Raw genomic sequence first — 24,574 nt, forward strand, 5'->3', positions numbered from 1 at the left:
GCCTGTCACGCCGCCGTCATCTGCTCCCACCAACCAAGAATCCTGATTGCCTCGTCGCGATCGCTACCACACACCTCGACATCCGCCTTGAAACCACCACACACCGCCGGCCGCTCAGGCATGCCAAACAGGTCGCAGAGGTTAGCCTCAGTCAGGTGCAGGCAGCGCTCACCGGCCGGCTTGCCATTGGGCATGCGCGGCATCGCAGAAGTGATGGACGGGGCGATACAGCAGGCACCACAGCCCTCACGGCAATTCATGGCTATTCACCAAAATCAGGACTCCCTGGGACAAAACGGGACGAACGTCCCTGGATAGTAACCGCTCAAACAGGCGTTTGAAATTGCTGGCACGATGAAATCTGCCGTGACCCAGCAGTCAGTTCCACCTATTGGCGATACTCGAAATCGATGGCCGCACCTTCTACATCATGGCGGCTGTCATTGCGCAGTTGCAGTTGCATTTCGTTGTTGATCAGCCGGCCATTAAGCTGGAACGGGCTGTCGCTGGTCTCGGGCTTTTCAGTGAACATGGGCGGCAGCAAAGGTTTGCGTCGCTGGATGGGCGAAGGTGTACCCACATTCGGCTCAAGGCTGTTGACCATATCGACCGGCAGGCTGAGGTCTAGCTTTGCCTTGGGCAGTGGCTTGCCAACCGCTTTGCTGACCGGCTTGTGTGCAGGCTTGGCCTTTTTGGTATCGGCGCGTTTTGCCGCCTGCTTCTGCGCAGGCTTGGCTGCCGCTTTTTTTGGCACCTGCTTGCCTTGGGCCGCCTGCGCCTGACTTGCCGGCTGCGCAGCCAAGGCTGGGCTGCCCAGGTAGCAGAGCGGTGCAAGGCACAAGATCAGAGCAAAATGGCGTAAAGCATTCATGGCAAATGGACAGGCTGGCAGGAAAGGTGCGTATGCTCCCTGTTCCAAAGACGACTGGCAAGCCTTACAAAAGTGTGAGCGCAGGCTCCCTGCACAACTGCTGTGCCAGCAAACCAAGCGTAATCACAGCGCGCTCGGCCTCTTTGTTCCACGGAATGCCGCAATTGAGGCGGATACAGTGGTTGAACTGCTCTGTGTTACTGAATATTAACCCCGGCGCAATGCTGATACCTTGCTCCAGCGCGCGCACATGCAGCTCCTGGGTATTGACCCGCCCCGGCAGGCTCACCCAGAGAATGAAGCCACCCGTCGGCCGGGTCATCTGGGTGCCCTCAGGGAAGTGCTGTTGCACCGCCAACTGATAGGCACTGAGGTTCTTGCGATACTCCTGGCGTATGTAGCGCAGGTGCCGGTCGTAGCCGCCATTTTCCAGGTAGGCTGCCACCCCCATCTGCGTCACGCTGCACGCCGAGTGCGTGGTGAAGGTCTGCAGGCGCTGAATCTCGTCCTGATAACGCCCAGCGATCATCCAGCCCACGCGCACACCGGGGGACAAGGTTTTGGAGAAGCTCGAACAGTAGATCACGCGGTCCAGCCGGTCGAACGCCTTCAGCGCCTTGGTCTTGCCCTGCTCGAACATCAGCTCGCCATAGATATCGTCTTCGATGATCTGGATATCGAAGTCCGAGGCCAGGCGCAGCAATTGCTTTTGCCGTTCTTCCGGGACCGTGCCGCCCAGCGGATTACTCAGGCGCGCCGTCAGTACCAGGGCCTTGATCGACCACTGATTGGCCGCCAGTTGCAAGGCCTCGAGGCTGATGCCAGTGGACGGATCGCTGGGGATTTCGATCACTTTCAGGCCCAGCAGGTCAGCCAACTGCAGCAAGCCGTAATAGGTAGGCGATTCGGCGGCGATCAGGTCTCCCGGGCGGGTCAGCACCCGCAGCGACATCTGCAGGGCATCGACACACCCATGGGTCACGATCACTTCACGCGGGTCGACCAGCACGCCGGCATCGCGCATGCGAATGGCGATCTGCCGGCGCAGCGGCTCGAAACCAGGGCTGAACATGTAGCTGAAGGCGCGAGGGCTATGGAAGCGCGTCACCTTGGCAATTTGCTGATGCAGGGCGCGCACGGGCAAGTAGTCGACATGCGGTACGGCGGCGCCGAACGGGAACACACCATCGCGGCGCGCCTCGGTCAGCACCTGCTGAATGATGCTGGCGCGCGTGACCAGGCCGGGGCGCTCCACCCGGGCAATGTCCGGGGTTTGCGCGGTCAAGGCCGGGGTCTGATGCACATAGTAGCCAGACTGCGGTCGCGCGCGGATAAGCCCCTGATCCTCGAGGTTGGCATAGGCCTGCAGCACCGTGGCATGGCTGACATTGAGCTGGGCGCTCATCTTGCGCACGGAGGGCACCCGCTCGCCTGGCTGGTAGACACCGCGACGGATGTCATCGGCCAGTTGCTGGGCGATACGCTGGTACAGCAGCAGGTTGGTCATGGCGACAGGCTCGTTGTTCTTGTACAGGGCACTGACGGTAGAGGATACCGTAACAGTTGCAAAGTGTACTGGGACAGATTGCAACATAGTCGACAATACAACAGCGTGATAGCTAGCGAAACGATCAGGCCGACAAAAAGCGGGGCCGCAATGCGACCCCTTTTTGGCAAGACTCAGCGCGCTGGCGCGAGCTTGCCCTTGTCGTCAGAAAACACGATCTCGACTCGGCGGTTCTGCGCCCTGCCCCGCTCCGAAGCATTGGCCTCGATCGGGTACTGGTCGCCATAGCCCTCCACCTGCAGGCGCTTCTCGTCGATGCCCAGGTCCACCAGCATGTCGGCCACCGATTGCGCCCGGTCGCGCGACAGCTTCAGGTTGTCCTCGGCAAGGCCAGTGCTGTCGGTATAGCCCTCGATACGCACCACGCGGCGCGGGTTGAGTTGCAGGAACTGCACCAGCTTGAGCACAGTTCGGCTGGCTGAGTTCTTCAGGTCGGCACTGCCGGTATCGAACAGCACGTCACCCAGGGTCATCACCAAGCCACGGTCGGTCTGCTCCGACGCCAACGCGGCAATCTGCGACTCGACCCACTTGCCCTGCTGCTGCACGCTGGCCAGCTTGGCCTCGCGCAAAGCCAGCTGCAGGCGCTGGCGCTCCAGGTCGAGCTTGGCCTGGCGCTCCTGGTTCAACGCCAGCTTGGCGTGCTCGCTGGCAATTTCGCTGTAGCGCTGGCTGAGATAAGCGTAATGGCGCACATCGGAACCGGTGCCGATGTAGCTGGACAAGCGCTCGGCGCGCGCCAGCGACTCGCCGGCACGGATCACGTCGCGCGGCGCACTGCGCAGCACATCGGAATCATCCTTGACCTTCTGGAAGGCAGCGCCGGCCTCATCCAGCGCGGCACTACTGCGCTGACTGGCGCAACCCTGCAAACCTGCCGCCAGCACCAGCATCGCCAGCGCAGCCAAAGGCGTACGACGCATCATGGCTGCACCTCCAGTTGCTTGCGCAGGCGCTTGACCCGCGACTGCAGCAGTTGCAGTTGCTCTTCGCTCTTCTGGTTCAGCACCTGGGCTTCGGCCAGGCGCGCATCCAGCTCGGCCTGCTCGGCGCGCATGCGCGCATCGCGGTAGTCTTCTGTAAGCATGTTGGCCTTGGCACGGGCCAGCTTGTCTTCAGCCAGTTTCAGCGTTTCGACCTGCTCGGTGGCGCCAACGGCTTTGGCCTGTTCCAGTGCCTGTTCGGAAATGCGCATCTGCTCGTCAGGGGCCGGATCATTGGCGCAGCCAGCCAGGCCGAGCACGGCCAGGGCAAGGATTAGTGGTTGGGTTCTCACGCAATCTTCCTAGTGTTTGGGGGCGTCCGCCGGCACCTGCAACTGCGCTTTCCAGCGCTCGACATTACGTTGCAGCACAGCCTCGGACGCACCGGAGATCGGCAATTCTGTCAGTTTTTTTGCCAATTGCCCACGCAACCAGCTGTCATTGCACGCCGAGTTGTGCGAGATCGCCAGGTAAAGCCCGGGCCGATCCACCGGCAGGCCGCGGGCGATCAGGTCATTGTTCATACCCAGGCTCTGGACCATGGCCATGCCCGAATAACGGCCAGCCAGCACATAATCCACCTGGCCGAGTACCAGTTTCTGGAACGCCTGGGTCAGGTTCTGTGCCGGCACCAGCTTGAGTTGGGCCTTGGCGAATGCCGTGAAGGCGGGGGTCAAGCGCGCACGCTCGGACAAACTGCCCTGATACCTGGCCAGGTCGGCGGGGCCATCGAAGGTCAGCTGCGCGTCATGACGGGTCCACACCAGGTACTCATTGAGCTGCAATGGTGGATGGATGTAGTCCAGCGCAGTCAGTTGCTCCACCTGCATGGGGGTGTCGAGCAGCAGGTCCATGCGCCCGCTGCGCACCTCTTCCAGCGCCTGCTCACGGCGACCGGCATTCAACACCTCGACCTTCACGCCGAGTTCGCCAGCCACCTGGCGTAGCAGGTCGACGTTGGCACCTATCAAGTGTTTCGGGTCTTTCGGGTCTTGCCACGAATAGGGTGGCGCATCGGGGCTGCCGGTTGCCACCAGGCGCTCGCACTTGCCTGCAGCCATGGCCAGTGGCGACACCAACACCGCCAAGCATGCCAGCACCCTGCCCGTTCCGCGCAACGTCATCCCTCACTCCTTCAACCCATAAAAAAACCCGACCCTCAAAGCGAGGGCCGGGTTCTTTATAAGTGAAGCAGGCGGATCAGACCAGCTTTTCCAGCTCTGGAACCGCTTCGAACAGGTCGGCAACCAGGCCGTAGTCAGCCACCTGGAAGATCGGCGCTTCTTCGTCCTTGTTGATCGCAACGATCACTTTGGAGTCCTTCATGCCGGCCAGGTGCTGGATCGCACCCGAGATACCGACAGCGATGTACAACTGAGGCGCAACGATCTTGCCGGTCTGGCCGACCTGCATGTCGTTCGGTACGAAGCCTGCGTCGACCGCGGCGCGCGAGGCACCGACAGCAGCGCCGAGCTTGTCGGCCAGGCTGTACAGGTGCTTGAAGTTGTCACCGTTGCCCATGCCACGGCCGCCGGAAACGACGATTTTAGCAGCGGTCAGCTCTGGGCGGTCGGACTTGGCCAGCTCTTCACCCACGAAGGCCGAAATGCCAGCGTTGTGCGCAGCGCCAACAGCCTCGACGGCAGCCGAACCACCTTCGGCGGCCACGGGGTCGAAGCCGGTGGTACGTACGGTGATGACCTTGATGGCCGCGCTCGACTGCACGGTGGCAATGGCGTTACCGGCATAGATCGGGCGCTTGAAGGTGTCGGCGGACTCGACCGAGATGATCTCGGAGATCTGGTCCACGTCCAGCAGCGCGGCAACGCGTGGCAGGATGTTCTTGCCATTGGTGGTGGCCGGAGCCAGCACGTGGCTGTAACCCTTGGCCAGCTCGACGATCAGCGGCGCGACGTTTTCCGGCAGCACGTGGGCGTAGGCGGCATTGTCTGCAACCAGCACCTTGGCCACACCCGCGATCTTGGCAGCGGATTCGGCAACACCACCGACGTTTGTGCCAGCGACCAGCACGTGCACATCACCACCGATCTTGGCGGCTGCGGCAACAGTGTTCAGGGTGGACGGGGCTACGGCACCGTTCTCGTATTCAGCGACAACCAGGATAGTCATTTAGATTACCTTCGCTTCGTTCTTCAGCTTCTCGACCAGTTCGGCCACCGATTTAACCTTGATGCCAGCGCTGCGAGCAGCCGGGGCTTCAACCTTCACGGTTTTGTTGGTGGAGGCGAGGGATACGCCCAGCGCGTCTGGAGTAACGGTTTCCAGCGGCTTCTTCTTGGCCTTCATGATGTTCGGCAGCGACGCGTAGCGTGGCTCGTTCAGGCGCAAGTCGGTGGTGACGATCGCTGGCAGGTTCAGCGCAACGGTCTGCAGGCCGCCATCGATTTCACGGGTGACGTTCAGCTTGTCGCCAGCCAGTTCGACCTTGGAGGCGAAGGTGCCCTGAGCGTAGCCGGTCAGCGCGGCCAGCATCTGGCCGGTCTGGTTGTTGTCGCTGTCGATGGCCTGTTTGCCAAGGATCACCAGCTGCGGCTGCTCTTTGTCGACAACGGCTTTCAGGGCCTTGGCCACGGCCAGGGAGTTCAGCTCATCAGCGGCCTCGACCAGGATGGCACGGTCGGCACCCAGTGCCAGGGCGGTACGCAGTTGCTCCTGGGCAGTGGTCGGGCCGACGGAAACGACGACGATCTCGGTCGCAACGCCTTTTTCCTTCAGGCGCACGGCTTCTTCCACGGCGATTTCGCAGAAGGGGTTCATGGACATCTTGACGTTAGCAAGGTCGACGCCGGAGTTGTCCGCTTTGACGCGAACCTTGACGTTGTAGTCGACCACTCGTTTGACAGCTACAAGAACCTTCATGGATTCCTCGTTACTCTCCGGTGAATAGATAGTCGCCTGGGGCTGAGCCCGGCGATGCGCGTGGGTACAAGGGCACCTCTAAAGACGTGTCGGGAGGCAGTAACTTCACCGTGACCGAACAGTCTTGTTCGGACCATTGCGACAAATACTCACGGGTCATTTTCTGTCGTGGCGTGTAAACTCCACTACAAACCGGCCTAAGCCCGCAAAACCCTGCTCCACACCTGGTCTTTAGAGGTGTACCTGCGCCCGGCTGCAAGCCTACGGCGAACGTAAAACCGCTCGTATCTTGACCGCAACACCCAATCCGGTCAATACGGCAAATCGGTCACCCTCCAGCCGCGTACCTGTGATTTTACTGGCCTGCGGCAAATTCAAACAAACGTTTGTATTGGACCCGCCAAGTGGTGTAGATATAATGCGCGGCCAAGACAAAACGGTGTAGTCCGTCATTTGCGCAGCTACAGTTTCGCTCCCGTGATGAGCCACTGCGCGCAAGCACCCATAAGACCAAGCAACAGCACGAGCCTTGATGAGTAGGAGAGAACCAGTGGAACGCGAATACATGGAATTCGACGTGGTCATCGTCGGCGCCGGCCCGGCAGGCCTGTCCGCCGCCTGCCGCCTGAAGCAGAAGGCCGCCGAAGCCGGTAGCGAGATCAGCGTCTGCGTGGTGGAAAAAGGCTCTGAAGTCGGCGCCCACATCCTCTCCGGCGCGGTGTTCGAACCGCGCGCCCTGAACGAACTGTTCCCCGACTGGAAGGAACTCGGCGCGCCACTGAACACCGAGGTCAAGCGCGACGACATCTATGTGCTCAAGGATGCCGGCAGCGCGACCAAAGTGCCCGACCTGTTCGTGCCCAAGACCATGCACAACCATGGCAACTACATCATCTCGCTGGGTAACCTGTGCCGCTGGCTGGCCCAGCAGGCCGAGAACCTGGGCGTTGAAGTCTACCCAGGCTTCGCCGCCCAGGAAGCACTGTTCGATGAAAACGGCGTGGTGCGCGGTATAGTCACCGGTGACATGGGTGTGGACCGTGAAGGCCACCCGAAAGACGGTATGTATACCCCGGGAATGGAGCTGCGTGGCAAATACACCCTGTTTGCCGAAGGTTGCCGTGGCCATATCGGCAAGCAACTGATCAAGCGCTTCAACCTGGACAACGAGTCCGATGTGCAGCACTACGGCATCGGCCTGAAGGAAATCTGGGAAATCGACCCGGCCAAGCACGAACAGGGCCTGGTGGTGCACACCGCCGGCTGGCCGCTGGATGTGGTGGCCAAGGACAACACCGGTGGCTCGTTCCTCTATCACCTGGAGAACAACCAGGTGGTAGTCGGTTTGATCGTCGACCTGTCCTACGCCAACCCGTACCTGTCGCCATTCGACGAATTCCAGCGCCTGAAGCACCACCCGGTGATCAGCCAGTACCTCGAAGGTGGCAAGCGCATCAGCTACGGTGCTCGCGCCCTGGCCAAGGGCGGCATCAACTCGCTGCCGAAAATGGTCTTCAACGGTGGCGCACTTATCGGTTGCGACCTAGGCACCATGAACGTGGCCAAGATCAAAGGCAGCCACACCGCGATGAAGTCCGGCATGCTTGCCGCCGAAGCGGTAGCAGACGCCCTGATTGCCGGCAGCGAAGGCGGTGACCAGTTGAACAGCTACGTCAGTGCTTTCAAGGCCAGCTGGCTGTACGAAGAACTGTTCGCCAGTCGCAACTTCGGCCCGGCTATGCACAAGTTCGGCCCGCTTCTGGGGGCCGCGTTCAACTATGTCGACCAGAACTGGTTCGGCGGCAAGCTGCCGTTCACCCTGCACGACACCAAGCCGGACTACGCCTGCCTCAAGCTGGCCGCCGACTCGAAAAAGATCGACTACCCGAAACCGGACGGCAAGCTCAGCTTCGACAAACTCAGCTCGGTATTCCTTTCCAGCACCAACCACGAAGAGGAACAACCCTGCCACCTGAAGCTGACCGACCCAAGCATTCCGATCGCCAGCAACCTGCCGCTGTACGACGAGCCGGCCCAACGCTACTGCCCGGCTGGCGTGTACGAAGTGGTCACCCAGGAAGACGGCAACAAGCGCTTCCAGATCAACGCGCAGAACTGCGTGCACTGCAAGACCTGCGACATCAAGGACCCGGCCCAGAACATCACTTGGGTCACCCCTGAAGGCGCTGGCGGGCCGAACTACCCGAATATGTAAGGGCCCTGCCCTTGCGCTGACAAAAAGCCCCCGCTCTCTCGAACCGGGGGCTTTTTGTTGCCCGCCAACATCAGGCTGTACGTACTTCCTCGAAAAGCTCTGGGTGGCGATCCAGCAGTTTCAGCAGTTTCACCAGCGCCACGGGTGGCGTGGTCTTGCCGTTTTCATATCGAGAGAACGCATTGACCCCTCCACCGAAGATTTCCCCCGCTTCACGCTGGTCCAGATCAAACTTCTTGCGCACGGAAACAATAAAATCAGGGTCGACATCCTTAGCATTGACTTGGCGGCTGAAAGCAGACATCAGATCGCTGACGCGCATAGCCTCATCGTAGCCAAGTACTGCCTCACCACAGGCAGAGCAGTAATCGCCCGCGACACCAGGGATCACTGTCGATACCCCCTTGTAGCGGTAGGGCATGTCCTGAGTGTCTGGCGCGAGCTCCGCACCGTCGCAAATTGGGCATCTCATGTTTACAACTCCTTGAAAGACACGATGAGAACGTCATCAACCACAGACAGCTTCAGGTACACGTAGCCTTTCGCCGTAAACGGCCTGTAGACATCCTGCCAAACGCGATGATTGACATAACAAGACATGCTTTTGTAGAAGTCCCTGCGCTCCAGGCCCGCGATAACCTGAAGCATGTCCGCAAACTCCATCCCTAACGCCTGAGCGCCTCGTAATGAGGCCGTTGTAGGGTTGACGCGGCCAGCGCTCAGCAATGCCCTGATCCGCTCCAGCGGACAATGAGGCGTTCTCTTTTCCATGAAAAATTAACCTTCCAGGTTAAATTTGGCTAATAGGTTATTCCAATAACCCCCGCCCAGAAGGATGCCTCAATGCCCCATGGCCGCTATCGGCTCATTTGTCACCACACATGATTGGCATCGGCTCCGCCGCAAACGCCAAGGGCTCACGGCGCCCGAAATACAAGGCCGTCAGCAGCCCCACCGCGCCCATGACCAGACAAAACCCGACACACACCCACGGGCTCCACGGCATCAGCGCAATCAGTGCCAGCGGCGTGGTGCTGGCCCACAGTGCATAGGCCACGTTGTAGGTGAAGGAAATGCCCGACACGCGGATCTCAGCCGGGAACAGTCCGACCATCACCGATGGCACCACCCCTACCACCCCGCAACTCAACCCCGCCAGCGCATAGGCCAGCCAGGTCATGCCCCACTGCCCCACCAGGCTGGCGTACAGCGCGCCGATACCCAGCGGCAACAGCAGGCTGTAGAGCATCAGCGCACGCCAGGCGCCCACACGGTCGACCAGCAGCCCAGCCAGCACGCAGCCGATGTTGAGGAAGACGATGCCCACACTGCTCAAGCCAAAGGTGTGCCCGGCACTCATGCCGAAACGCTGCTGCATCACCGTCGGCGTGATCACTACCAGCACCACAACCGCCGAGGTCAGCACACAGGTCAGCAGCGCGGCCGGGATCAACGCCTGGCGGTGCTCGCTCAGCACCCGCCGCAGCGGGAACTTCACCGGCTGCTCCTGACGCGCGCGCAGGGCAAGGAACACCGGCGTTTCGCTGAGCCAGCGGCGCAGCCATACGCCGATCACGCCAAATACCCCACCCAGCAGGAACGGGTAACGCCAGGCGTAATCGAGGATTTCCTGCGGGGTGAACAGCTGCGCCAGCAGGGTCGCGGTCAGTGCCCCCAACAGGTAGCCGAAGGTCAGCCCGGCCTGCAGGAAGCCAAGGGCATAGCCGCGCCGCCCGGCGGGTGCATGCTCGGCGACGAAGGTCCAGGCACTCGGCACCTCGCCCCCCACCGCCGCGCCCTGCAGAATACGCAGGGCCAGCAGGATCAGCGGCGCGGCATAACCGATGTCGGCGTAGGTGGGCATCACCCCGATCAGCAGGCACGGCAGGGCCATCATCAGGATACTCAGGCTGAAGACCCGCTTGCGCCCCAGATGATCGGCGAAGTGTGCCATCAGGATGCCGCCCAGCGGCCGCGCCAGGTAGCCGGTGACGAAGATGCCAAAGCTTTGCAACAGCCGCAGCCATTCGGGCATCTCGGGCGGGAAAAACAGCTGGCTGAGGGTCAGCGCGAAGAACACGAAAATGATGAAGTCGTAGATTTCCAGCGCGCCGCCCAGCGCCGCCAGGCCCAGGGTCCGATGGTCGCCGCGGCTGAACCGGGGCGGGCGAGCGGTATCGATGGCAGTCATGGCAGGTTCCGCAAATCGGCAAAGGGCAAGAGCATAACAAATAGCCGCCCTGTTGCCCCGACCGCGATGCCGCTAGCGGTTGAACACCGTCTGCGCGAAGTTGGCCCTCGGCCGTGGCCGCAGGGTGTTTGCCTGCAGGGTGCCCGGTAGCGGCAACTTGCCGACCAGCAGCGGTGCGTCGATGATCGCCATGAACGACTCCAGCGCCTCGTTATCGGGCACCTGTGGCAGGCTCAGGCTCACAGCCTGGCGCTCGGTCTGCGGCACCGCAGGCACTTTCAACTGGCTGGAGTGGTAAAGCAGGGCGTGCTGGATCTGAGTGCTGACGCGGCAGAAACGTGCCAGGTCAACCCCGGCATGGCTGGCCAACTCGATGTTGCCCAGCAGCAGGTGAAAGGGCTGCAAGGCGCACTGCACCAGCCGCTGCAGCTCCTCGAAGCTGTCCACGGGGGCGATTCGGTAGTAGCCCAGGCCATTGAGCAGCCGCTCCAGCTGCAAGCGCTGACAGGGGTGCGCGTCGGCGATGAGAATGCGCAGGGTCTTGTTTGCCATGATCGGACCTGGGCAGTGGGGTAATGGGTGCATTCCATGACCAAACTGCGCCAATTACGGCTACTGACAGGGCCACGCCCGGCAGCGGTCTTAACTGAATAGAAGTCGGGAAAGCCGCATAAATCAAGTGATTGACTGACGGAATTTTCATTTTCCTTTAACCCGGCAATCACGATTCCCACTCTCGCATGCGCAGCCGGCAGTGCTTCATGGCATTGACGATGTGCTTTTCCACCAGGCTACGGGATATGCCCAGGTGCTCGGCAATCTGCTGGTGCGACAGGCCTTCGAGCTTGCGCAGCAGAAAGCAGTCGCGGCAGATCTTGCTCAGTTCATCCAGCGCGCGCTGCATCAGCGCCAGGCGCTGGTCCAGCTGCATGTCGTGGGCCGGCGCCGGGCTGTGCCAACGTTCGTCGCTGTCCAGCACCTCCAGCGGCTCGGCCTGGCGCACCAGGTGGCGCCGGTGGCGGTCGACCACCAGGTTGAGCGCGGTGCGGTAGAGAAAGGCGCGTGGGTGCTCGATGCGCTCGGCGTCAGTGCGCTCCAGCACCCGCAGGTAAGCATCGTGTGCCACGTCCTCGGCGGCCTGGCGACTGCCCAGGCGCGCGGAGAGGAAACCCACCAGTTCGCGATAGTAATGTTCCACGACGTTACCTGAGAGGTCCTGCCAGCTTTTGCCAGAAAGCCCTTTCAGGCAGCAACGCGGGACCGAGTGATGTCAACGTGCGATCTTACAAATTATAATTATTCTCAGCAACAAGGGCTGCAAGACGCACGTTCACTCACCCTCGCTAAATCCCCCTCTAGCGCTTTCGTCTATCTGGCACCCGGTATGCGCCTGACCCTGGCTACGCATACCCACACCCCTTGGCTGGATGTCTGCATGAGACCTTTAACCAACACCCGTCGCCGTGTGCTGCTCACTGGCCTGGGCCTGCTCGGCCTCGGCAGCCTGCTGGCCTGGAAGGCGCTGCCCTATGGCGCGCAGCCGCTGAGCACCGTCGCCGTAACCCGCGCCGACATCGAAAGCAGCGTGACCGCGCTGGGCACCTTGCAACCGCGACGTTACGTGGACGTTGGCGCCCAGGCCTCCGGGCAGATCCACAAGCTGCACGTTGAAGTCGGCGACAGTGTGCGCAAAGGCCAGTTGCTGGTCGAGATCGACCCTTCCACCCAGCAGGCGCGGCTGGATGCCGGGCGCTTCTCGATCGACAACCTCAAGGCCCAGCTGGCCGAACAACGCGCGCAGTACCTGTTGGCCCAGCAGCAGCTCAAGCGCCAGCGCGACCTGGCCGCCGCCGGCGCCACCCGAGACGAAGACGTGCAAACCGCCGCCGCGCAGTTGAAAGTCACCCAGGCGCGCATCGACATGTTCCTGGCGCAGATCCGCCAGGCCCAGGCCAGCCTGCGCAGCGACGAAGCCGAGTTAGGCTACACGCGCATCTACGCGCCCATGGACGGCACGGTGGTGGCAGTGGATGCCCGCGAGGGGCAAACCCTCAACGCCCAGCAGCAAACCCCATTGATCCTGCGCATCGCCAAGCTTTCGCCAATGACCGTGTGGGCCCAGGTGTCAGAGGCCGACATCGGCAAGGTCAAACCGGGCATGACCGCCTATTTCACCACCCTGGCCGGCGGCAAACGCCGCTGGACCAGCACCGTGCGGCAAGTGCTGCCAATCCCGCCCAAGCCCCTGGAGCAGGCCAGCCAGGGCGGCGGCAGCCCGGCCAGCGTCAGCAATGGCAGCGCCGGCAGCCAGGTGGTGCAGTACAGTGTGCTGCTGGATGTCGATAACCCGGACGGCGCGCTGATGGCCGAGATGACCACGCAAGTGTTCTTCGTTGCAGGCACCGCCAGCCAGGTGCTGACCGTGCCGCTGGCCGCGCTGGATGACGGCGACGGCCTGCGCCTGGCGCGTGTGCTGACCGGCGACGGCAAGGTGGAACAGCGCCAGGTGCGCACCGGGCTCAGCGACCGTTTGCGGGTACAGGTGCTGGACGGCCTGAGCGAAGGCGAGCGCCTGGTCATCGGCGCCCCCGCCGTGAGTGGAGGCTGAATGAGCACGCCTCTGATCGAGCTGATCGACATCCGCAAGTCCTACGGCGGTGTCGATACCCCCAAGGTCGACATCCTGCATGGCATCAGCCTCAGCATCCACCCCGGCGAGTTCGTCGCAATTGTCGGCGCCTCCGGCTCGGGCAAGTCGACCTTGATGAACATTCTCGGCTGCCTCGACCGCCCCAGCGCCGGCAGCTACCGTTTCGCCGGCAAGGACGTGGCCGACCTGGACAGCGACGAACTGGCCTGGTTACGCCGCGAAGCGTTTGGCTTCGTGTTCCAGGGTTATCACTTGATCCCGTCGGGCTCGGCCCAGGAAAACGTCGAAATGCCTGCCATCTATGCCGGCATTGACGCCCGCGAGCGCCACGCCCGCGCCAGCGCCCTGCTCGGCCGCCTGGGCCTGGCCAGCCGCACCGGCAACCGCCCGCACCAATTGTCCGGCGGCCAGCAGCAACGGGTGTCGATTGCCCGTGCGCTGATGAACGGCGGCCATATCATCCTCGCCGACGAACCCACCGGCGCGCTGGACAGCCACAGCGGCACCGAGGTGATGGCCTTGCTCGACGAGCTGGCCAGCCAGGGCCATGTGATCATCCTGATTACCCATGACCGTGAAGTGGCAGCGCGGGCGCAGCGGGTGATCGAGATTCGCGACGGTTTGATCATCAGTGACTCGGCCAGCGAACAGCCTGCGATCGACAGCGGCCAAGGCCTGCAAGCCGAGCAGTTGCGCCAGCGCCTGGACCGCGGCGCCACCTTGCGCGGGGCGTGGAAAGGCGAATTGCTCGAAGCCCTGCAGGCTGCCTGGCGGGTGATGTGGGTCAACCGCTTCCGCACTGCCCTGACCCTGCTGGGTATCGTCATCGGCGTGGCCTCGGTGGTGGTAATGCTGGCCGTGGGCGAAGGCAGCAAGCGCCAGGTCATGGCGCAGATGGCCGCCTTCGGCTCGAACATCCTCTACCTCAATGGCAAGCCAGCAACGCTGGGCGAGCCCGCCGGCACCATCACGCTCGACGATGTGGCGGCCATCGGCCAACTGCCGCAGGTCAAGCATGTAATGCCGGTGATCGGCGACAAACTGATGGTGCGCCATGGCAACAACAGCCAGAAATTCTATGTGGGCGGCAACAACACCTATTTCCCGGAAATCTTCAACTGGCCGGCGGTACAAGGCAGCTTCTACAGCGAAGCCGACGAGGCCAATGCGGCTGCCGTGGCGGTGATCGGCCAAAAAGTCCGAGAAAAAATGCTCGACCCTGGCCGCGATCCGCTGGGGCAGTACATTCTGATCGGCAATGTGCCGTTCCAGGTAATCGGTATCCTCGCAGGCAAAGGCGCAAGCTCCGGCGACCAGGACAGCGACGGGCGCATCGCCGTGCCCTACTCGGCGGCCGCGATCCGCCTGTTCGGCCAGCGCGACCCGGACTACATCGCCGTCGCCGCCCTCGACTCCACCCGGGTCAACCAGGCCGAAGCCGCCATCGACCAACTGCTGCGCCAACGCCACAACGGCCGCCAGGACTTCGAGCTGACCAACGACGCCGCATTGATCCAGGCCGAAGCGCGCACGCAGAACAGCCTGTCGCTGATGCTGGGCGCGATCGCCGCCATCTCGCTGCTGGTAGGCGGCATCGGTGTGATGAACATCATGCTGATGACCGTACGCGAGCGTACACGCGAAATCGGCATCCGCATGGCCACCGGCGCGCGCCAGCGCGACATCCTGCGCCAGTTCCTCAGCGAGGCGGTGATGCTGTCGATGGTCGGCGGCCTGGCCGGCATCGTTCTGGCCCTGGCCATCGGCGGAGGCCTGATGCTGGCCGACGTAGCAATCGCCTTTGCCCTGCCCGCCATGCTTGGCGCGTTCGCCTGCGCCGTTGTCACCGGCATCGTGTTCGGCTTCATGCCAGCACGCAAGGCCGCCCGCCTCGACCCGGTCAAAGCCCTTACCAGCGAATAACCCATGACATTGCCTAGCCGCATCAGCCTGTTGACGTTGTGCCTGCCCTTGTGTGCAACCCTCGCCGCCTGCAGCACGCCACCCACCCCCTCCAGCGGCATCGTCGCACCACTCGCCTGGCAAGGTGACGCCCCAGCGCCGTCGGCACATCTACCGACGGTACAGTGGTGGCACGCCTTTGCCAGCCGTGAACTGGACCGCCTGGTACAGCATGCCCTGGACAACGCCCACGACCTGGCCGGCGCCACCGCACGGGTGCGCCAGGCCCAGGCCCGCGCGGTCATGGCCGGCGCCCCCTTGCTGCCAGAAGTGCAGTTGGGCCTGAACGGCAGCCGCCAGCGCCTGTTGCATGGCGACGGCAATGACCAGCTTGATGTCAGCCGCAGCGAGCGCACCAGCACTTCGTTCGACGCCCAGCTCAGCGCCAGCTACGAAATCGACTTCTGGGGCGGCCTACGCGCAACCCGCGACAATGCCCTGCGTAGCCTCGACGCCAGCCGCTTCGACCGCCAGACCGTGGAGCTGACGCTGGTCAGCGCGGTCGCCGACAGCTACCTGCAGGGCCTGGCCCTGCAGGAGCAGTTGCGTATCGCCCGCCTCAACCTGCGCAACGCCCAGGACGTGCTGGGCCTGGTCGAGGCACGCCAGCGCAGCGGCTCCGCCACGCGCCTGGAACTGGCCCAGCAGCGCAGCCTGGTGGCCACCCAGCAACGCCAGCTGCCGTTGCTGGAACAGCAGTGGCTAGACAGCCGCGTCACCCTGGCAACCCTGCTTGGCGACCCGGTGCAGTCACTGCCCAACAGCCAGGAAGCGATCGATGCCCTGCAATGGCCAGCCATTGGTAGTGGTGTACCCAGCGAACTGCTCACCCGACGCCCAGACATTGCCGCCGCAGAAGCGCGGTTGGCGGCCGCCAGTGCCAATGTGCAGGTCGCCCGCGCCGCCATGCTGCCCAAGCTGACCTTGGGGGCCAACCTGGGTGCTGGCTCCAATACCTTTGCCCACTTGTTGGACAGCTCCTACTACACCCTCACCAGTGGCCTGGTCGCGCCAATCTTCAACAACGGCCGGCTACGCGCAGCGCGTGAACTGGCCGAGGCTGAACAGGCTGAGTTGCTGGAGACCTATCGCAGCAGCATCCTGGCGGGTTTTGCCGATGTCGAAAAAGCGCTCAATGCAATCCAGGGCGTGGACCGTCAGCGGCAATGGCAGGACGAGGAAGTGCAGCAGGCGCGGTTGGCGTTCGACCTGGCACAGCAGCGCTATGGCGCGGGTGCCGAAACCTTGTTGAGCGTACTGGAGACCCAACGCACGTTGTATGTGGCCCAGGACCAGCAGGCGCGATTGCGTTTGGCCCGGCTGCAGGGCAGTGTGGCGTTGTACAAAGCGTTAGGGGGAGGCTGGCAACTCGAACGTTAGGCCGGGTCGCCTTCTGGGGCTGCTGCGCAGTCCAATCTGTGGGAGCGGCCTTGCGTCGCGATTGGGGCGCAACGCGCCCCCAGTCAGCCCGAACGCTTTGCCACCTTGAGGTTACGCGCATACCACGGCCGCTGCGGCACCTTGGGCCGCAGCTTGTCGAACAGGTCTTCATCGCTGTAGATGATGCGCAGCGCCAGCTTCATGGTCTCCGGGTCCATCTCCACGCTACGCCCAGGCCGCAGCCCCGGCACCGTCGAGCAGCCATGGGTGTCCGGCCCCAGCCAAGGGTCCGCCACCTCGACCCAGCGCCCCGGCGCAAACCACGGCACGCCGTTGACTTCAAGGCGCCGCACCTCACCCGGGTGCAACCGCTCATGGGCACGGAACCAGTCCTCGATGCGGTCATCGATCCAGCCGTGAAAATGCCAGAACACCGGGTTCACATGGGAAGAAAACGGGTCCCCGAGGAAGTCGTTGTCCGCCGTGAACCAGCGTTCGGCAAAATCGTCCGGCGTGCGCGCCGTCGGCACCGGCATGCCGTTGGAAGGGTCGCGCGGCACCGACGCCCAGCGCATGTGCAACCAGTCGTGCAGGCCCAGCTCAACCTCCGAGCCGAACTGGCCCAAGGTCAGGGTGCTCAGGTACTGGGGGTCGGTGTAGCGCGATTCCCAGACCTGGAAGTTACCGTGAAAGGTGTCCGGGGTCTTGATGTCGCGCACCCACTGGGTGTACTCCTCGTCGCCACTGGCCAGCCAGGTGGGTGGCAGGGCGTTGCCGTCGTGGTTGTCGAAGTACCGGGCAAACCCTGCGCGGTCACGCTCCAGCTCCGGTTGCGGCAATGGGAAGCGCGGCCAGGAAGGCAGGTCTTGCAGGGCACGGGCGCTGCCAAGCATGTGCCGGTGCATGAAGAAGAAGTCCTCGCCCGAGCCGTTGCGGTCCTTGTGCCGGCCGCGTGCATCACGCTCGCGGTCACGCGGCCCCGGCTGCCAGCCCAGGCCACGCAAGGCACCTTGCTTGCTCTTGTCCAGCTTGTGCCATTTGTCCCGCGAGGAGTGCCACAACTGATGAAACAGGCGATGCTCCGGGGCGATCAGCCAAGCCAGCAGTTGCGGGTTCAACGGGGTACGTTCGCGCGCTTCGGGGAAAGTGCGCTTAAGGGCCAGGAAGTGGTTGTCCTCAACCGGCAAGGTCAGCGCACGGTCCATGCGCGCGATGCGCCCGTTGAGGGTGGCCGGCCCGGCATTGCCGAAGCGGCCCCAGACTTCATCAAGCACGATATCGCACTCATAGTGCGCCTGGGTTGAAAACAGCCGCCAGCGCAAGGTGCCCGGTTTGTCCGCCAGCAGGTCGCCGACCACCCGGTAGCGCGGCTCCTCGGCCCCGCGCAGGCGTTCGGGGGTGTCCAGGTAACCGCGCAGCGCACGACCACTAGCGGCTACATCCAGAAACAACTCCAGTTCGCCTGCCGGCAGGCCATCCAGCCCCGCATCCTTGCCCTGCAGGGTCCAGCGCCAGATACCGCGCAAGCTGTCGCCCAACTGCTGCAAAGGGGTATCGGCCAGCTCGACCACGGCCTCGCCAGGGGTTTCCGGGAACGCCTCGGCTTCCTCCCGCTGGCGCTGCACATACAGTGCCCCCAGCGCACCCGGCACCACCACACCCGTCAATGCCACGCCGGCGATGAAACCGCGTCGGGAAATCGTCATTGCATACCTGTGCATTCATTGCGGCCATGGAGCACGGCCCGTCCAAGGCTAGAACGTTGCACGGTCGGCGAAATTTAGCGGCGCGCGGCTGCTGGCACTGGCTAAATTTTTGCCTGGCGAGCTCGTTCACTGCAGGTAGCGGCGGCCTCTGTGCCCATCCCTCGACGGTGAACCAACTGAGACCAAGATGACGACTCCACGCTGGAAGAAAGCCCTGTTTATCAGCCTGGCCGCGGCGGTTGCCGCCGGCGCCGGGCTTGCCGCCTGGCACTATTTCGCCACCCCAGCCGGCTATTCTCGCGAGGTGACCCGCCAGGCCAACGACCTGCAGGAACGCATCCTCTCGTTCGACAGCCATATCACCCTGCCGCTGACCTTCGGCACCGAAGGCAGCGAGGCCGACCAGGATGGCGATGGCCGCTTCGACCTGACCAAGGCCGCACGCGGGCGCTTGTCTGGCGCTGCCCTGACCATCTTTGCCTGGCCTGAATCCTGGACCGGCAATGATGGCCCGCACCGCCCTACTCCAGGCTTCGTCGAGGCCGCCCGGCACACCCAGGAAGTGCGCTACAACGCCATTGCCGCGATGGTCCGCGATTTCCCGCAGCAGGTTGGCATTGCCTATACCCCGCAAGACATGCGGCGCCTGCACGGCGAAGGCAAGTTTGCGGTGTTTCTCAGCATGCTCAACGCCTATGCACTGGGTGACGACATCGACCAGCTCGACCGCTGGGCCGCGCGCGGGGTGCGCATGTTCGGCTTCAGCTACGTGGGCAACAACAGCTGGGCCGACTCTTCGCGCCCGCTGCCGTTCTTCAATGACACCGTCGATGCGCTGGAAGGCTTGTCACAGACCGGCAAGCGCGCCGTGCAACGGCTGAATGACCTGGGCGTGATCATCGACGTGTCACAGATGTCGAGCAAGGCGCTGGCCCAGGTGGCCGCCCTCAGCCGCGCGCCGCTGGTAGCCTCGCACTCGGCGCCACGGGCCATGGTCGACATTAACCGCAACCTCTCCGACAAAGAGCTGCAGTTGATCAAGGACAGCGGCGGGGTGATCCAGTTGGTGGCCTTCTCCACCTACCTCAAGCCGCTGAGCAGCAAGACCCAGGACAAACTCAACGCCCTGCGCGCCCGCTACGACCTTCCGCCGCTGGCCAACCTCAACTACGCGTTGATGCCCGGTGACCCGGTGATCGCCGGTTGGCCCGAGCAGAAAGTCGGGCAGTACGCCAACGAACTGTACGGCATTCTCGACGAAGAACCACCCGCCACGCTCAAGGACTATGGCGATGCCATCGACTACACCGTGCGCAAGGTTGGCATCGACCATGTCGGCCTCAGTTCGGACTTCAACGAAGGTGGCGGCATCGATGGCTGGCAGAACGCGAGTGAAGCACGCAACGTCACCGCCGAGCTGATCAGCCGCGGCTACTCCGAAGCCGATATTGCCAAGCTCTGGGGCGGCAACTTCCTGCGCGTGTGGGAGCAGGTACAGCGCGCCGCGCAGCCTGTTGCCACTTCGTCTCCCTGACATTTTCGAGCACCGTGATGAACGACCGTCGAACCTTCCTCAAGCAGGCTGGCCTGCTGGCAGCCGCACTGCCACTGACCGGCCCCGGCCCGTTGCTGCCCGCCGCCCACGCGACACCTGCCAAACCCGTTTCGACCGATGACTGGTCCGCGTTTCGCGGGCTTTTCGAGCTGGACCCGGCCTACGCCCACTTCGCCAACTTCCTGATCACCTCGCACCCAAGGCCCGTGCGCGAAGCGATCGAGGCCCTGCGCGCCCAGTTCGACCGCCAGCCGGCACGCATGGTGGACTGGGACAGTCAGTCGGAATGGAAGCACGAAGCCGCCGTGCGTGAATGGGCAGCGCGCTATCTTGAAGTCACCCCAAGGCAAATCGCCCTGACCGGCAGCACCACCGAGGGCCTGGGGCTGATCTATGGCGGGCTGAAGATTGCGCCAGGGCAGGAAATTCTCACCACCGTGCACGAGCATTCGGCGGCGCGCCATACCATGGGTTTTCGCACCACGCGCGACGGCACCCCAGTGCGACGCCTGCGCCTGTTCGAAGACCCCGCCAAGGTCAGTACCGACCAGGTACTGACCACGATCTCAGCCGCGATCGGGCCGAAAACCCGGGTATTGGGCATGACCTGGGTGCATTCGGGCAGCGGCGTGAAGCTGCCTGTGGGCGAGATCGGCAAGCTGGTGCGCGAGGTCAATCGCCAGCGCGACGAGAACGACCAGATTATTTATGTGATCGATGGCGTGCACGGTTTTGGTGTCGAAGACGTGCGCTTTGCCGACTTCAACTGCGACTACTTCATTGCCGGCACTCACAAATGGATGTTCGGGCCGCGAGGGACCGGGATTATCTGCGCGGCATCCACCGAACTGAAACAGCTGACGCCGACCATCGCCAGTTTCTCGGAAAATGAAGATTTCGCCACGATAATGACTCCAGGCGGCTACCACGCGTTCGAGCACCGCTGGGCACTGGGCAAGGCGTTCGAGCTGCACCTGCAGCTGGGCAAGGCGGCTGTGCAGGCGCGTATCCATGGGCTCAATGATTTCCTCAAGCAGCGCCTGGAGGCACTGCCGGGGATCGAGCTGGTGACACCGCGCAGCGCCCTCTACTCGGCGGGGTTCAGCTTTTTCCGGGTCAAGGGGCAGGATGCCGACGAGGTGGCCAAGCACCTTAACAGCCAGCGCATTGTGGTGGATGCGGTATCGCGGGATGCGGGACCAGTGGTGCGCACGGCGCCTGGCTTGCTGAACACCGAGGGCGAGATCGAACGGTTGGTGGAGGCATTGAAGAAGCGCGTTCGCGGGTGAGGCCCTGGGGGCCGCTTTGCGGCCCCCGGTAATCTCAAGTCAGAACTGGCCGCCAACCTGCTGCAACCACTCGCCGACATCCCGGTAAATCCCATCCACCTGCCCCACAATCCCCGACATGCGCAAAAAGTCATGGGTCAACCCCTCAACCCGCGCAAAGGTCACCGCCGTGCCCCCTGCCAGCAACCAGTCACGATACGCGATGCCTTCATCATGCAACGGGTCGTACTCGGCCACGAACAGGTAAGCCGGTGCCAGCGGTGTACGCAGCGTCGACAGCAACGGCGATACCCGCCAGTCCAGCCGCTGCTCAGGCTGCGGCGCATAGTGCTGGTAGAACCACTCCAGCGTGGGCGTCTCCAGCAGATAGCCCTCGGCATGCTCGCGGTGCGAAGCCCGTTGGCAGGAAATATCGGTCACCGGGTAGAACAGCAGCTGCCCTAGCGGCTTGAACGCCAGTGCTTCGGGTTGCTCGACCGCCGTGATGGCCAGCACTGCCGCCAGGCTGGCGCCCACGCTGTCCCCCGCCAACACCACCCGGCGGTTATCCAGGCCCAGCGTCGCTGCCTGTTCGGCCAGCCAGTTGGCGACATCCAGCACGTCGTGCAAGGCCACCGGAAACTGCTGTTCCGGTGCCAGCCGGTAATCCGCCGCCAGCACCGCAAATTCGCCCAAGGCCGCCAGGCGGCGGCAAACCGAATCGTGCGAGTCGAGGCTGCCAACCACATAGCCGCCCCCGTGCAGGTAGAAAATCACCGGCTGCAAGGCAGCGCTGGCCTCGCCTTGGCGATACAAGCGCGCGCCCAGGCGGGCGCCATCGCGCGCGGTAACCTGCAGTTCGCTGACCGTGACATTGCCCGGCGGGCTCGGGTCGAGCACCTGCGAGCTGCCGGCGAACTCGGCGCGGGCCTGGGCCACGTCCATCGCGTGCATGGGCAGGCTCCTGCCCGTCAGCCGGCCAAACTCGACCAATTCCAGAAATGCCGCCAGATCAGGGTGCAGTGCCATGAGGGTTCCTTGGGTGAACAATGTGACTCGAACATCCCTACGGGACGTAGCAGCGCACCGAAAAATTACCCGCCACACGGCTAAATCGTTGGTGCAGGCGCTCGTTACTCCTGCACAACGAAAGACCGCCAGAGGCACACCGTGGACCTTCAGAGCATCCTCAGCAAACTGTTCGCCAACGCCCATGCCGTCGGCATAGAAGGCGTATTCCAGTTCGTTTTTGGCCAGGACCAGGCCTTCTGGTCGGAGGTGCGCGACAGCAGCCGCACAGGCGCCGGCCGGCACAACGCCCCGGATGTCACCATCGAGGTGGCCGAGCGCGACTTCCTGGGCATCATGGGCGGCACCGCCAACGTCGAGGAACTGTTCGCCAGCGCACGCCTGAAGATCACCGGCAACATGGGCCTGGCCACCCTGCTGCCGCAGATCATCAGTAACGCCCGCCGTGGCGCCACAGCGGCCAAAGTGTCGATGAACCAGCGTTACCCGACCCCGGCCCGCCTCAGCGAGCGGGTGTCGGCCGCGCAGCCAGTACAGCGCGAGGTGGCACGCATTGCGCGCAACGACATGCCACTGTCACGTTTCCAGAGCGAGTACCTGGTGCATGGTACACCGGTGGTCATCAGCGATGCCCTGCAGGACTGGCCACTGTTCACCATGGGCCGCCAGGCATCGCTGGAGCATTTCGCCGAACTGCAGGGCATCACCCGGCACGGCGACTACGTGAAGAAAACCTTCTCCACCGACCGTGACTTCCGCTCTACGTCCATGGCCGAATTCATCGCCTCGCTGGACACCCCGGCCAAACCCGGTGAAACCCCAGCCTACATGGGCAACAACATCGTGCCGGAGAAGCTGCTGACGCTGATCCGCCACCCGCAGTACTTCAGCCGCGACAAATTCATCGCACCGCGCATCTGGATCGGCCCCAAGGGCACCCTGACGCCCCTGCACCGTGACGATGCCGACAACCTGTTCGCCCAGGTCTGGGGGCAGAAGTCGTTCATCCTTGCCGCGCCGCATCACCGCCCTGCCCTGGGCACCTGGTCGACCAGCCCCAAGGGCGGTCTCGATGGCTGTGATTTCAACCCCGACGCACCGGATTACCAGCGCTTCCCGGCGGCGCGCGACGTGCCGTTCCTACGCGTGGTGCTGCAGGCTGGCGACCTGCTGTTCCTGCCCGAGGGCTGGTTCCACCAGGTGGAGTCGGTTTCTACCTCGCTGTCGGTGAACTTCTGGGTGAACTCCGGGCGCGGCTGGTAACTGCAGCGTCGGGGTTAATTTGCGGCGCCAGCGGCTCGTCCCTAGAGGAAACCGCTTGCAAAAGGACCCCCGCATGTCCAGCTCCGCCAGCATCACCCAAGCGCTGCAACAAGGCCTGCGCCGCCTGATCAAAGGCCGCGCACCGGCCACCGGCGCCTACCGTATCTTCGACCTGGTGCTTGCCCGGCGCATCCACCTCAGCCCGTCGCTGACCCGCCTGGTGTTCACCGGCCCGGATGTCGCCCAGATGCTCACCCTGGCGCCGGACCAGCGCGTAAAGCTGCTGTTTCCCGCCCCCGACGGCTCATTGCCCAACCTGAGCAACGAGCTGCACTGGAAGGCCGCGCACAGCGCCTTGCCACCCGCCCAACGTCCACCGATGCGCACCTATACCATCCGCGCCCTGCGTTGCGAGGCACTGGAGGTGGATGTCGACTTCGTTCTGCATGGCGTCAACGGCCCCGCCTCGGCCTGGGCCACCCACGCGCAAGTGGGTGACGGCTTGCAGATGGTGGCGCCCAACCTGGCCTACGCAGGCGACCCCGGTGGCTACGAATGGAATCCGCCGCAAGGTGTACGCAATGTGCTGTTGGTTGGTGATGAAACGGCGTTGCCAGCGATTGCCGGCATTCTTGAGCAGTTGGCCGACAACCAGCCCGACCTGGCGGTGCAGGCGTTCATCGAGGTACCGCTGGAGGCGGATTGCCTGGACCTGCGCCATGGCAACGCCACCGAGCTGCACTGGCTGCCGCGTGAGGTGTTGCAGTGCGAACACGGCCAGGCCATGCAGCATGCCGTGCGTGAGCTGGCCAGCCTGCCGCAGGGGCATGCTGCACCGCGAGCGAAGCTGGAAGAAGTGGATATCGATACGCGCATTCTGTGGGAACAGGCAAGCAGCACCCGCAGTGTGTTCCATGCCTGGGTAGCGGGTGAATCGGCGACGGTGATGGATATTCGCCGGTACCTGATCAAAACGCGCGGGCTGCAGCGGGAGTGCCTGACCTTGATGGGGTATTGGCGGGCCGGGCGGACCTTCGATTGAAGTGAAAATGCC

General features: G+C 63.4%; 23 protein-coding genes. 8 read left to right on the top strand and 15 right to left on the bottom strand.

The features are described from left to right. Positions 1-5: 5 nt before the first annotated feature. From APH35_RS07180 to APH35_RS07215, 8 genes are all read right to left on the bottom strand, one after another. Positions 6-260, bottom strand: a complete 255-nt coding sequence (locus APH35_RS07180; RefSeq protein ID WP_012273356.1) for a YkgJ family cysteine cluster protein — start codon at positions 258-260, stop codon at positions 6-8. Positions 261-388: 128 nt separating this feature from the next. After that, a complete protein-coding gene (locus APH35_RS07185; RefSeq protein WP_012273357.1) occupies positions 389-871 on the bottom strand; it encodes a hypothetical protein in 483 nt (160 codons plus the stop codon). Between the two features lie 64 nt (positions 872-935). Next, positions 936-2,378 carry an aminotransferase-like domain-containing protein gene (locus APH35_RS07190; protein WP_012273358.1) on the bottom strand — a complete coding sequence of 481 codons (1,443 nt, stop codon included), beginning with the start codon at positions 2,376-2,378 and terminating at the stop codon, positions 936-938. A 173-nt stretch (positions 2,379-2,551) separates the two neighbouring features. Further along, the gene (locus APH35_RS07195; protein WP_012273359.1) at positions 2,552-3,364 is read right to left on the bottom strand and encodes an OmpA family protein; all 813 of its coding nucleotides are present in this window, start codon (positions 3,362-3,364) and stop codon (positions 2,552-2,554) included. Beyond that, positions 3,361-3,714, bottom strand: a complete 354-nt coding sequence (locus APH35_RS07200) for a DUF4398 domain-containing protein (RefSeq protein WP_012273360.1) — start codon at positions 3,712-3,714, stop codon at positions 3,361-3,363. Before APH35_RS07200 ends, APH35_RS07195 begins: the two co-directional genes overlap by 4 nt. 9 nt (positions 3,715-3,723) lie before the next feature. Further along, positions 3,724-4,545: a substrate-binding periplasmic protein gene (locus tag APH35_RS07205; protein ID WP_060514479.1), complete on the bottom strand. Its 822-nt coding sequence runs from the start codon at positions 4,543-4,545 to the stop codon at positions 3,724-3,726. Positions 4,546-4,621: 76 nt separating this feature from the next. Next, a complete protein-coding gene (locus APH35_RS07210) occupies positions 4,622-5,551 on the bottom strand; it encodes an electron transfer flavoprotein subunit alpha/FixB family protein (RefSeq protein WP_060493838.1) in 930 nt (309 codons plus the stop codon). Then, positions 5,552-6,301 (bottom strand): electron transfer flavoprotein subunit beta/FixA family protein, encoded by a 750-nt coding sequence (locus APH35_RS07215; RefSeq protein WP_012273363.1) that lies wholly within the window; start codon positions 6,299-6,301, stop codon positions 5,552-5,554. It abuts the gene before it with no gap. Between the two features lie 532 nt (positions 6,302-6,833). Between APH35_RS07215 and APH35_RS07220 the strand changes: the two genes are divergently transcribed. After that, positions 6,834-8,516 carry an electron transfer flavoprotein-ubiquinone oxidoreductase gene (locus APH35_RS07220; protein ID WP_071984592.1) on the top strand — a complete coding sequence of 561 codons (1,683 nt, stop codon included), beginning with the start codon at positions 6,834-6,836 and terminating at the stop codon, positions 8,514-8,516. Between the two features lie 70 nt (positions 8,517-8,586). Here APH35_RS07220 and APH35_RS07225 read toward each other — a convergent pair whose 3' ends face one another. The 5 genes from APH35_RS07225 to APH35_RS07245 all read right to left on the bottom strand — a co-directional run bounded on the left by APH35_RS07225 (position 8,587) and on the right by APH35_RS07245 (position 11,905). Further along, positions 8,587-8,988: a type II TA system antitoxin MqsA family protein gene (locus tag APH35_RS07225; protein ID WP_060514480.1), complete on the bottom strand. Its 402-nt coding sequence runs from the start codon at positions 8,986-8,988 to the stop codon at positions 8,587-8,589. A gap of 2 nt (positions 8,989-8,990) precedes the next feature. Further along, positions 8,991-9,287 (bottom strand): type II toxin-antitoxin system MqsR family toxin, encoded by a 297-nt coding sequence (locus APH35_RS07230; RefSeq protein WP_012273366.1) that lies wholly within the window; start codon positions 9,285-9,287, stop codon positions 8,991-8,993. Positions 9,288-9,381: 94 nt separating this feature from the next. Continuing rightward, the gene (locus APH35_RS07235; RefSeq protein ID WP_060514481.1) at positions 9,382-10,707 is read right to left on the bottom strand and encodes an MFS transporter; all 1,326 of its coding nucleotides are present in this window, start codon (positions 10,705-10,707) and stop codon (positions 9,382-9,384) included. A 72-nt stretch (positions 10,708-10,779) separates the two neighbouring features. Beyond that, the gene (locus tag APH35_RS07240) at positions 10,780-11,259 is read right to left on the bottom strand and encodes a response regulator (protein ID WP_012273368.1); all 480 of its coding nucleotides are present in this window, start codon (positions 11,257-11,259) and stop codon (positions 10,780-10,782) included. 169 nt (positions 11,260-11,428) lie between these two features. Further along, entirely contained in the window at positions 11,429-11,905 is a 477-nt protein-coding gene (locus APH35_RS07245; protein WP_012273369.1) for a sigma-70 family RNA polymerase sigma factor, read from the bottom strand. 237 nt (positions 11,906-12,142) lie between these two features. On the opposite strand from APH35_RS07245, the gene APH35_RS07250 reads away from it, so the two are divergent. Genes APH35_RS07250 through APH35_RS07260 form a run of 3 tightly spaced genes read left to right on the top strand, consistent with a single transcriptional unit; the run spans position 12,143 to position 16,699 of the window. Next, positions 12,143-13,315: an efflux RND transporter periplasmic adaptor subunit gene (locus tag APH35_RS07250; protein ID WP_041166759.1), complete on the top strand. Its 1,173-nt coding sequence runs from the start codon at positions 12,143-12,145 to the stop codon at positions 13,313-13,315. Further along, entirely contained in the window at positions 13,316-15,280 is a 1,965-nt protein-coding gene (locus APH35_RS07255) for a MacB family efflux pump subunit (RefSeq protein WP_060514482.1), read from the top strand. 3 nt (positions 15,281-15,283) lie between these two features. Next, a complete protein-coding gene (locus tag APH35_RS07260; protein ID WP_060514483.1) occupies positions 15,284-16,699 on the top strand; it encodes an efflux transporter outer membrane subunit in 1,416 nt (471 codons plus the stop codon). An 83-nt stretch (positions 16,700-16,782) separates the two neighbouring features. Here the strand turns inward: APH35_RS07260 and pvdP are convergent, their stop codons facing one another. Beyond that, complete coding sequence (pvdP, locus tag APH35_RS07265) at positions 16,783-18,405, bottom strand: pyoverdine maturation tyrosinase PvdP (protein WP_060514484.1); 1,623 nt, start codon at positions 18,403-18,405, stop codon at positions 16,783-16,785. Positions 18,406-18,592: 187 nt separating this feature from the next. On the opposite strand from pvdP, the gene pvdM reads away from it, so the two are divergent. Both pvdM and pvdN read left to right on the top strand, forming a co-directional pair. Beyond that, on the top strand, positions 18,593-19,939 hold the full coding sequence (pvdM, locus tag APH35_RS07270; protein ID WP_060514485.1) for a pyoverdine-tailoring dipeptidase-like protein PvdM: 1,347 nt from the start codon (positions 18,593-18,595) through the stop codon (positions 19,937-19,939). 17 nt (positions 19,940-19,956) lie between these two features. Next, positions 19,957-21,249, top strand: a complete 1,293-nt coding sequence (pvdN, locus tag APH35_RS07275) for a pyoverdine-tailoring periplasmic protein PvdN (RefSeq protein WP_012273375.1) — start codon at positions 19,957-19,959, stop codon at positions 21,247-21,249. Positions 21,250-21,288: 39 nt separating this feature from the next. On the opposite strand, the gene APH35_RS07280 is transcribed toward pvdN, so the two are convergent. Further along, on the bottom strand, positions 21,289-22,257 hold the full coding sequence (locus APH35_RS07280; protein ID WP_060514486.1) for an alpha/beta hydrolase: 969 nt from the start codon (positions 22,255-22,257) through the stop codon (positions 21,289-21,291). 141 nt (positions 22,258-22,398) lie between these two features. Between APH35_RS07280 and APH35_RS07285 the strand changes: the two genes are divergently transcribed. Then, positions 22,399-23,520: a cupin-like domain-containing protein gene (locus tag APH35_RS07285; protein ID WP_012273377.1), complete on the top strand. Its 1,122-nt coding sequence runs from the start codon at positions 22,399-22,401 to the stop codon at positions 23,518-23,520. A gap of 73 nt (positions 23,521-23,593) precedes the next feature. After that, positions 23,594-24,562 carry a siderophore-interacting protein gene (locus APH35_RS07290; protein WP_060514487.1) on the top strand — a complete coding sequence of 323 codons (969 nt, stop codon included), beginning with the start codon at positions 23,594-23,596 and terminating at the stop codon, positions 24,560-24,562. The last annotated feature ends 12 nt before the right edge of the window (positions 24,563-24,574 follow it).

The organism is Pseudomonas sp. NBRC 111132 (genome assembly GCF_001320565.1).
Classification (GTDB): Bacteria; Pseudomonadota; Gammaproteobacteria; order Pseudomonadales; family Pseudomonadaceae; genus Aquipseudomonas; species Aquipseudomonas putida_P.

Excerpts from the sequence above, each read along its gene's own strand:
- APH35_RS07180 (WP_012273356.1), bottom strand. The coding sequence starts at position 260 with ATGAATTGCCGTGAGGGCTGTGGTGCCTGCTGTATCGCCCCGTCCATC.
- APH35_RS07185 (WP_012273357.1), bottom strand. The coding sequence starts at position 871 with ATGAATGCTTTACGCCATTTTGCTCTGATCTTGTGCCTTGCACCGCTC.
- APH35_RS07190 (WP_012273358.1), bottom strand. The coding sequence starts at position 2,378 with ATGACCAACCTGCTGCTGTACCAGCGTATCGCCCAGCAACTGGCCGAT.
- APH35_RS07195 (WP_012273359.1), bottom strand. The coding sequence starts at position 3,364 with ATGATGCGTCGTACGCCTTTGGCTGCGCTGGCGATGCTGGTGCTGGCG.
- APH35_RS07205 (WP_060514479.1), bottom strand. The coding sequence starts at position 4,545 with ATGACGTTGCGCGGAACGGGCAGGGTGCTGGCATGCTTGGCGGTGTTG.
- APH35_RS07210 (WP_060493838.1), bottom strand. The coding sequence starts at position 5,551 with ATGACTATCCTGGTTGTCGCTGAATACGAGAACGGTGCCGTAGCCCCG.
- APH35_RS07215 (WP_012273363.1), bottom strand. The coding sequence starts at position 6,301 with ATGAAGGTTCTTGTAGCTGTCAAACGAGTGGTCGACTACAACGTCAAG.
- APH35_RS07220 (WP_071984592.1), top strand. The coding sequence starts at position 6,834 with ATGAGTAGGAGAGAACCAGTGGAACGCGAATACATGGAATTCGACGTG.
- APH35_RS07225 (WP_060514480.1), bottom strand. The coding sequence starts at position 8,988 with ATGAGATGCCCAATTTGCGACGGTGCGGAGCTCGCGCCAGACACTCAG.
- APH35_RS07230 (WP_012273366.1), bottom strand. The coding sequence starts at position 9,287 with ATGGAAAAGAGAACGCCTCATTGTCCGCTGGAGCGGATCAGGGCATTG.
- APH35_RS07235 (WP_060514481.1), bottom strand. The coding sequence starts at position 10,707 with ATGACTGCCATCGATACCGCTCGCCCGCCCCGGTTCAGCCGCGGCGAC.
- APH35_RS07240 (WP_012273368.1), bottom strand. The coding sequence starts at position 11,259 with ATGGCAAACAAGACCCTGCGCATTCTCATCGCCGACGCGCACCCCTGT.
- APH35_RS07250 (WP_041166759.1), top strand. The coding sequence starts at position 12,143 with ATGAGACCTTTAACCAACACCCGTCGCCGTGTGCTGCTCACTGGCCTG.
- APH35_RS07255 (WP_060514482.1), top strand. The coding sequence starts at position 13,316 with ATGAGCACGCCTCTGATCGAGCTGATCGACATCCGCAAGTCCTACGGC.
- APH35_RS07260 (WP_060514483.1), top strand. The coding sequence starts at position 15,284 with ATGACATTGCCTAGCCGCATCAGCCTGTTGACGTTGTGCCTGCCCTTG.
- pvdP (WP_060514484.1), bottom strand. The coding sequence starts at position 18,405 with ATGACGATTTCCCGACGCGGTTTCATCGCCGGCGTGGCATTGACGGGT.
- pvdM (WP_060514485.1), top strand. The coding sequence starts at position 18,593 with ATGACGACTCCACGCTGGAAGAAAGCCCTGTTTATCAGCCTGGCCGCG.
- pvdN (WP_012273375.1), top strand. The coding sequence starts at position 19,957 with ATGAACGACCGTCGAACCTTCCTCAAGCAGGCTGGCCTGCTGGCAGCC.
- APH35_RS07280 (WP_060514486.1), bottom strand. The coding sequence starts at position 22,257 with ATGGCACTGCACCCTGATCTGGCGGCATTTCTGGAATTGGTCGAGTTT.
- APH35_RS07290 (WP_060514487.1), top strand. The coding sequence starts at position 23,594 with ATGTCCAGCTCCGCCAGCATCACCCAAGCGCTGCAACAAGGCCTGCGC.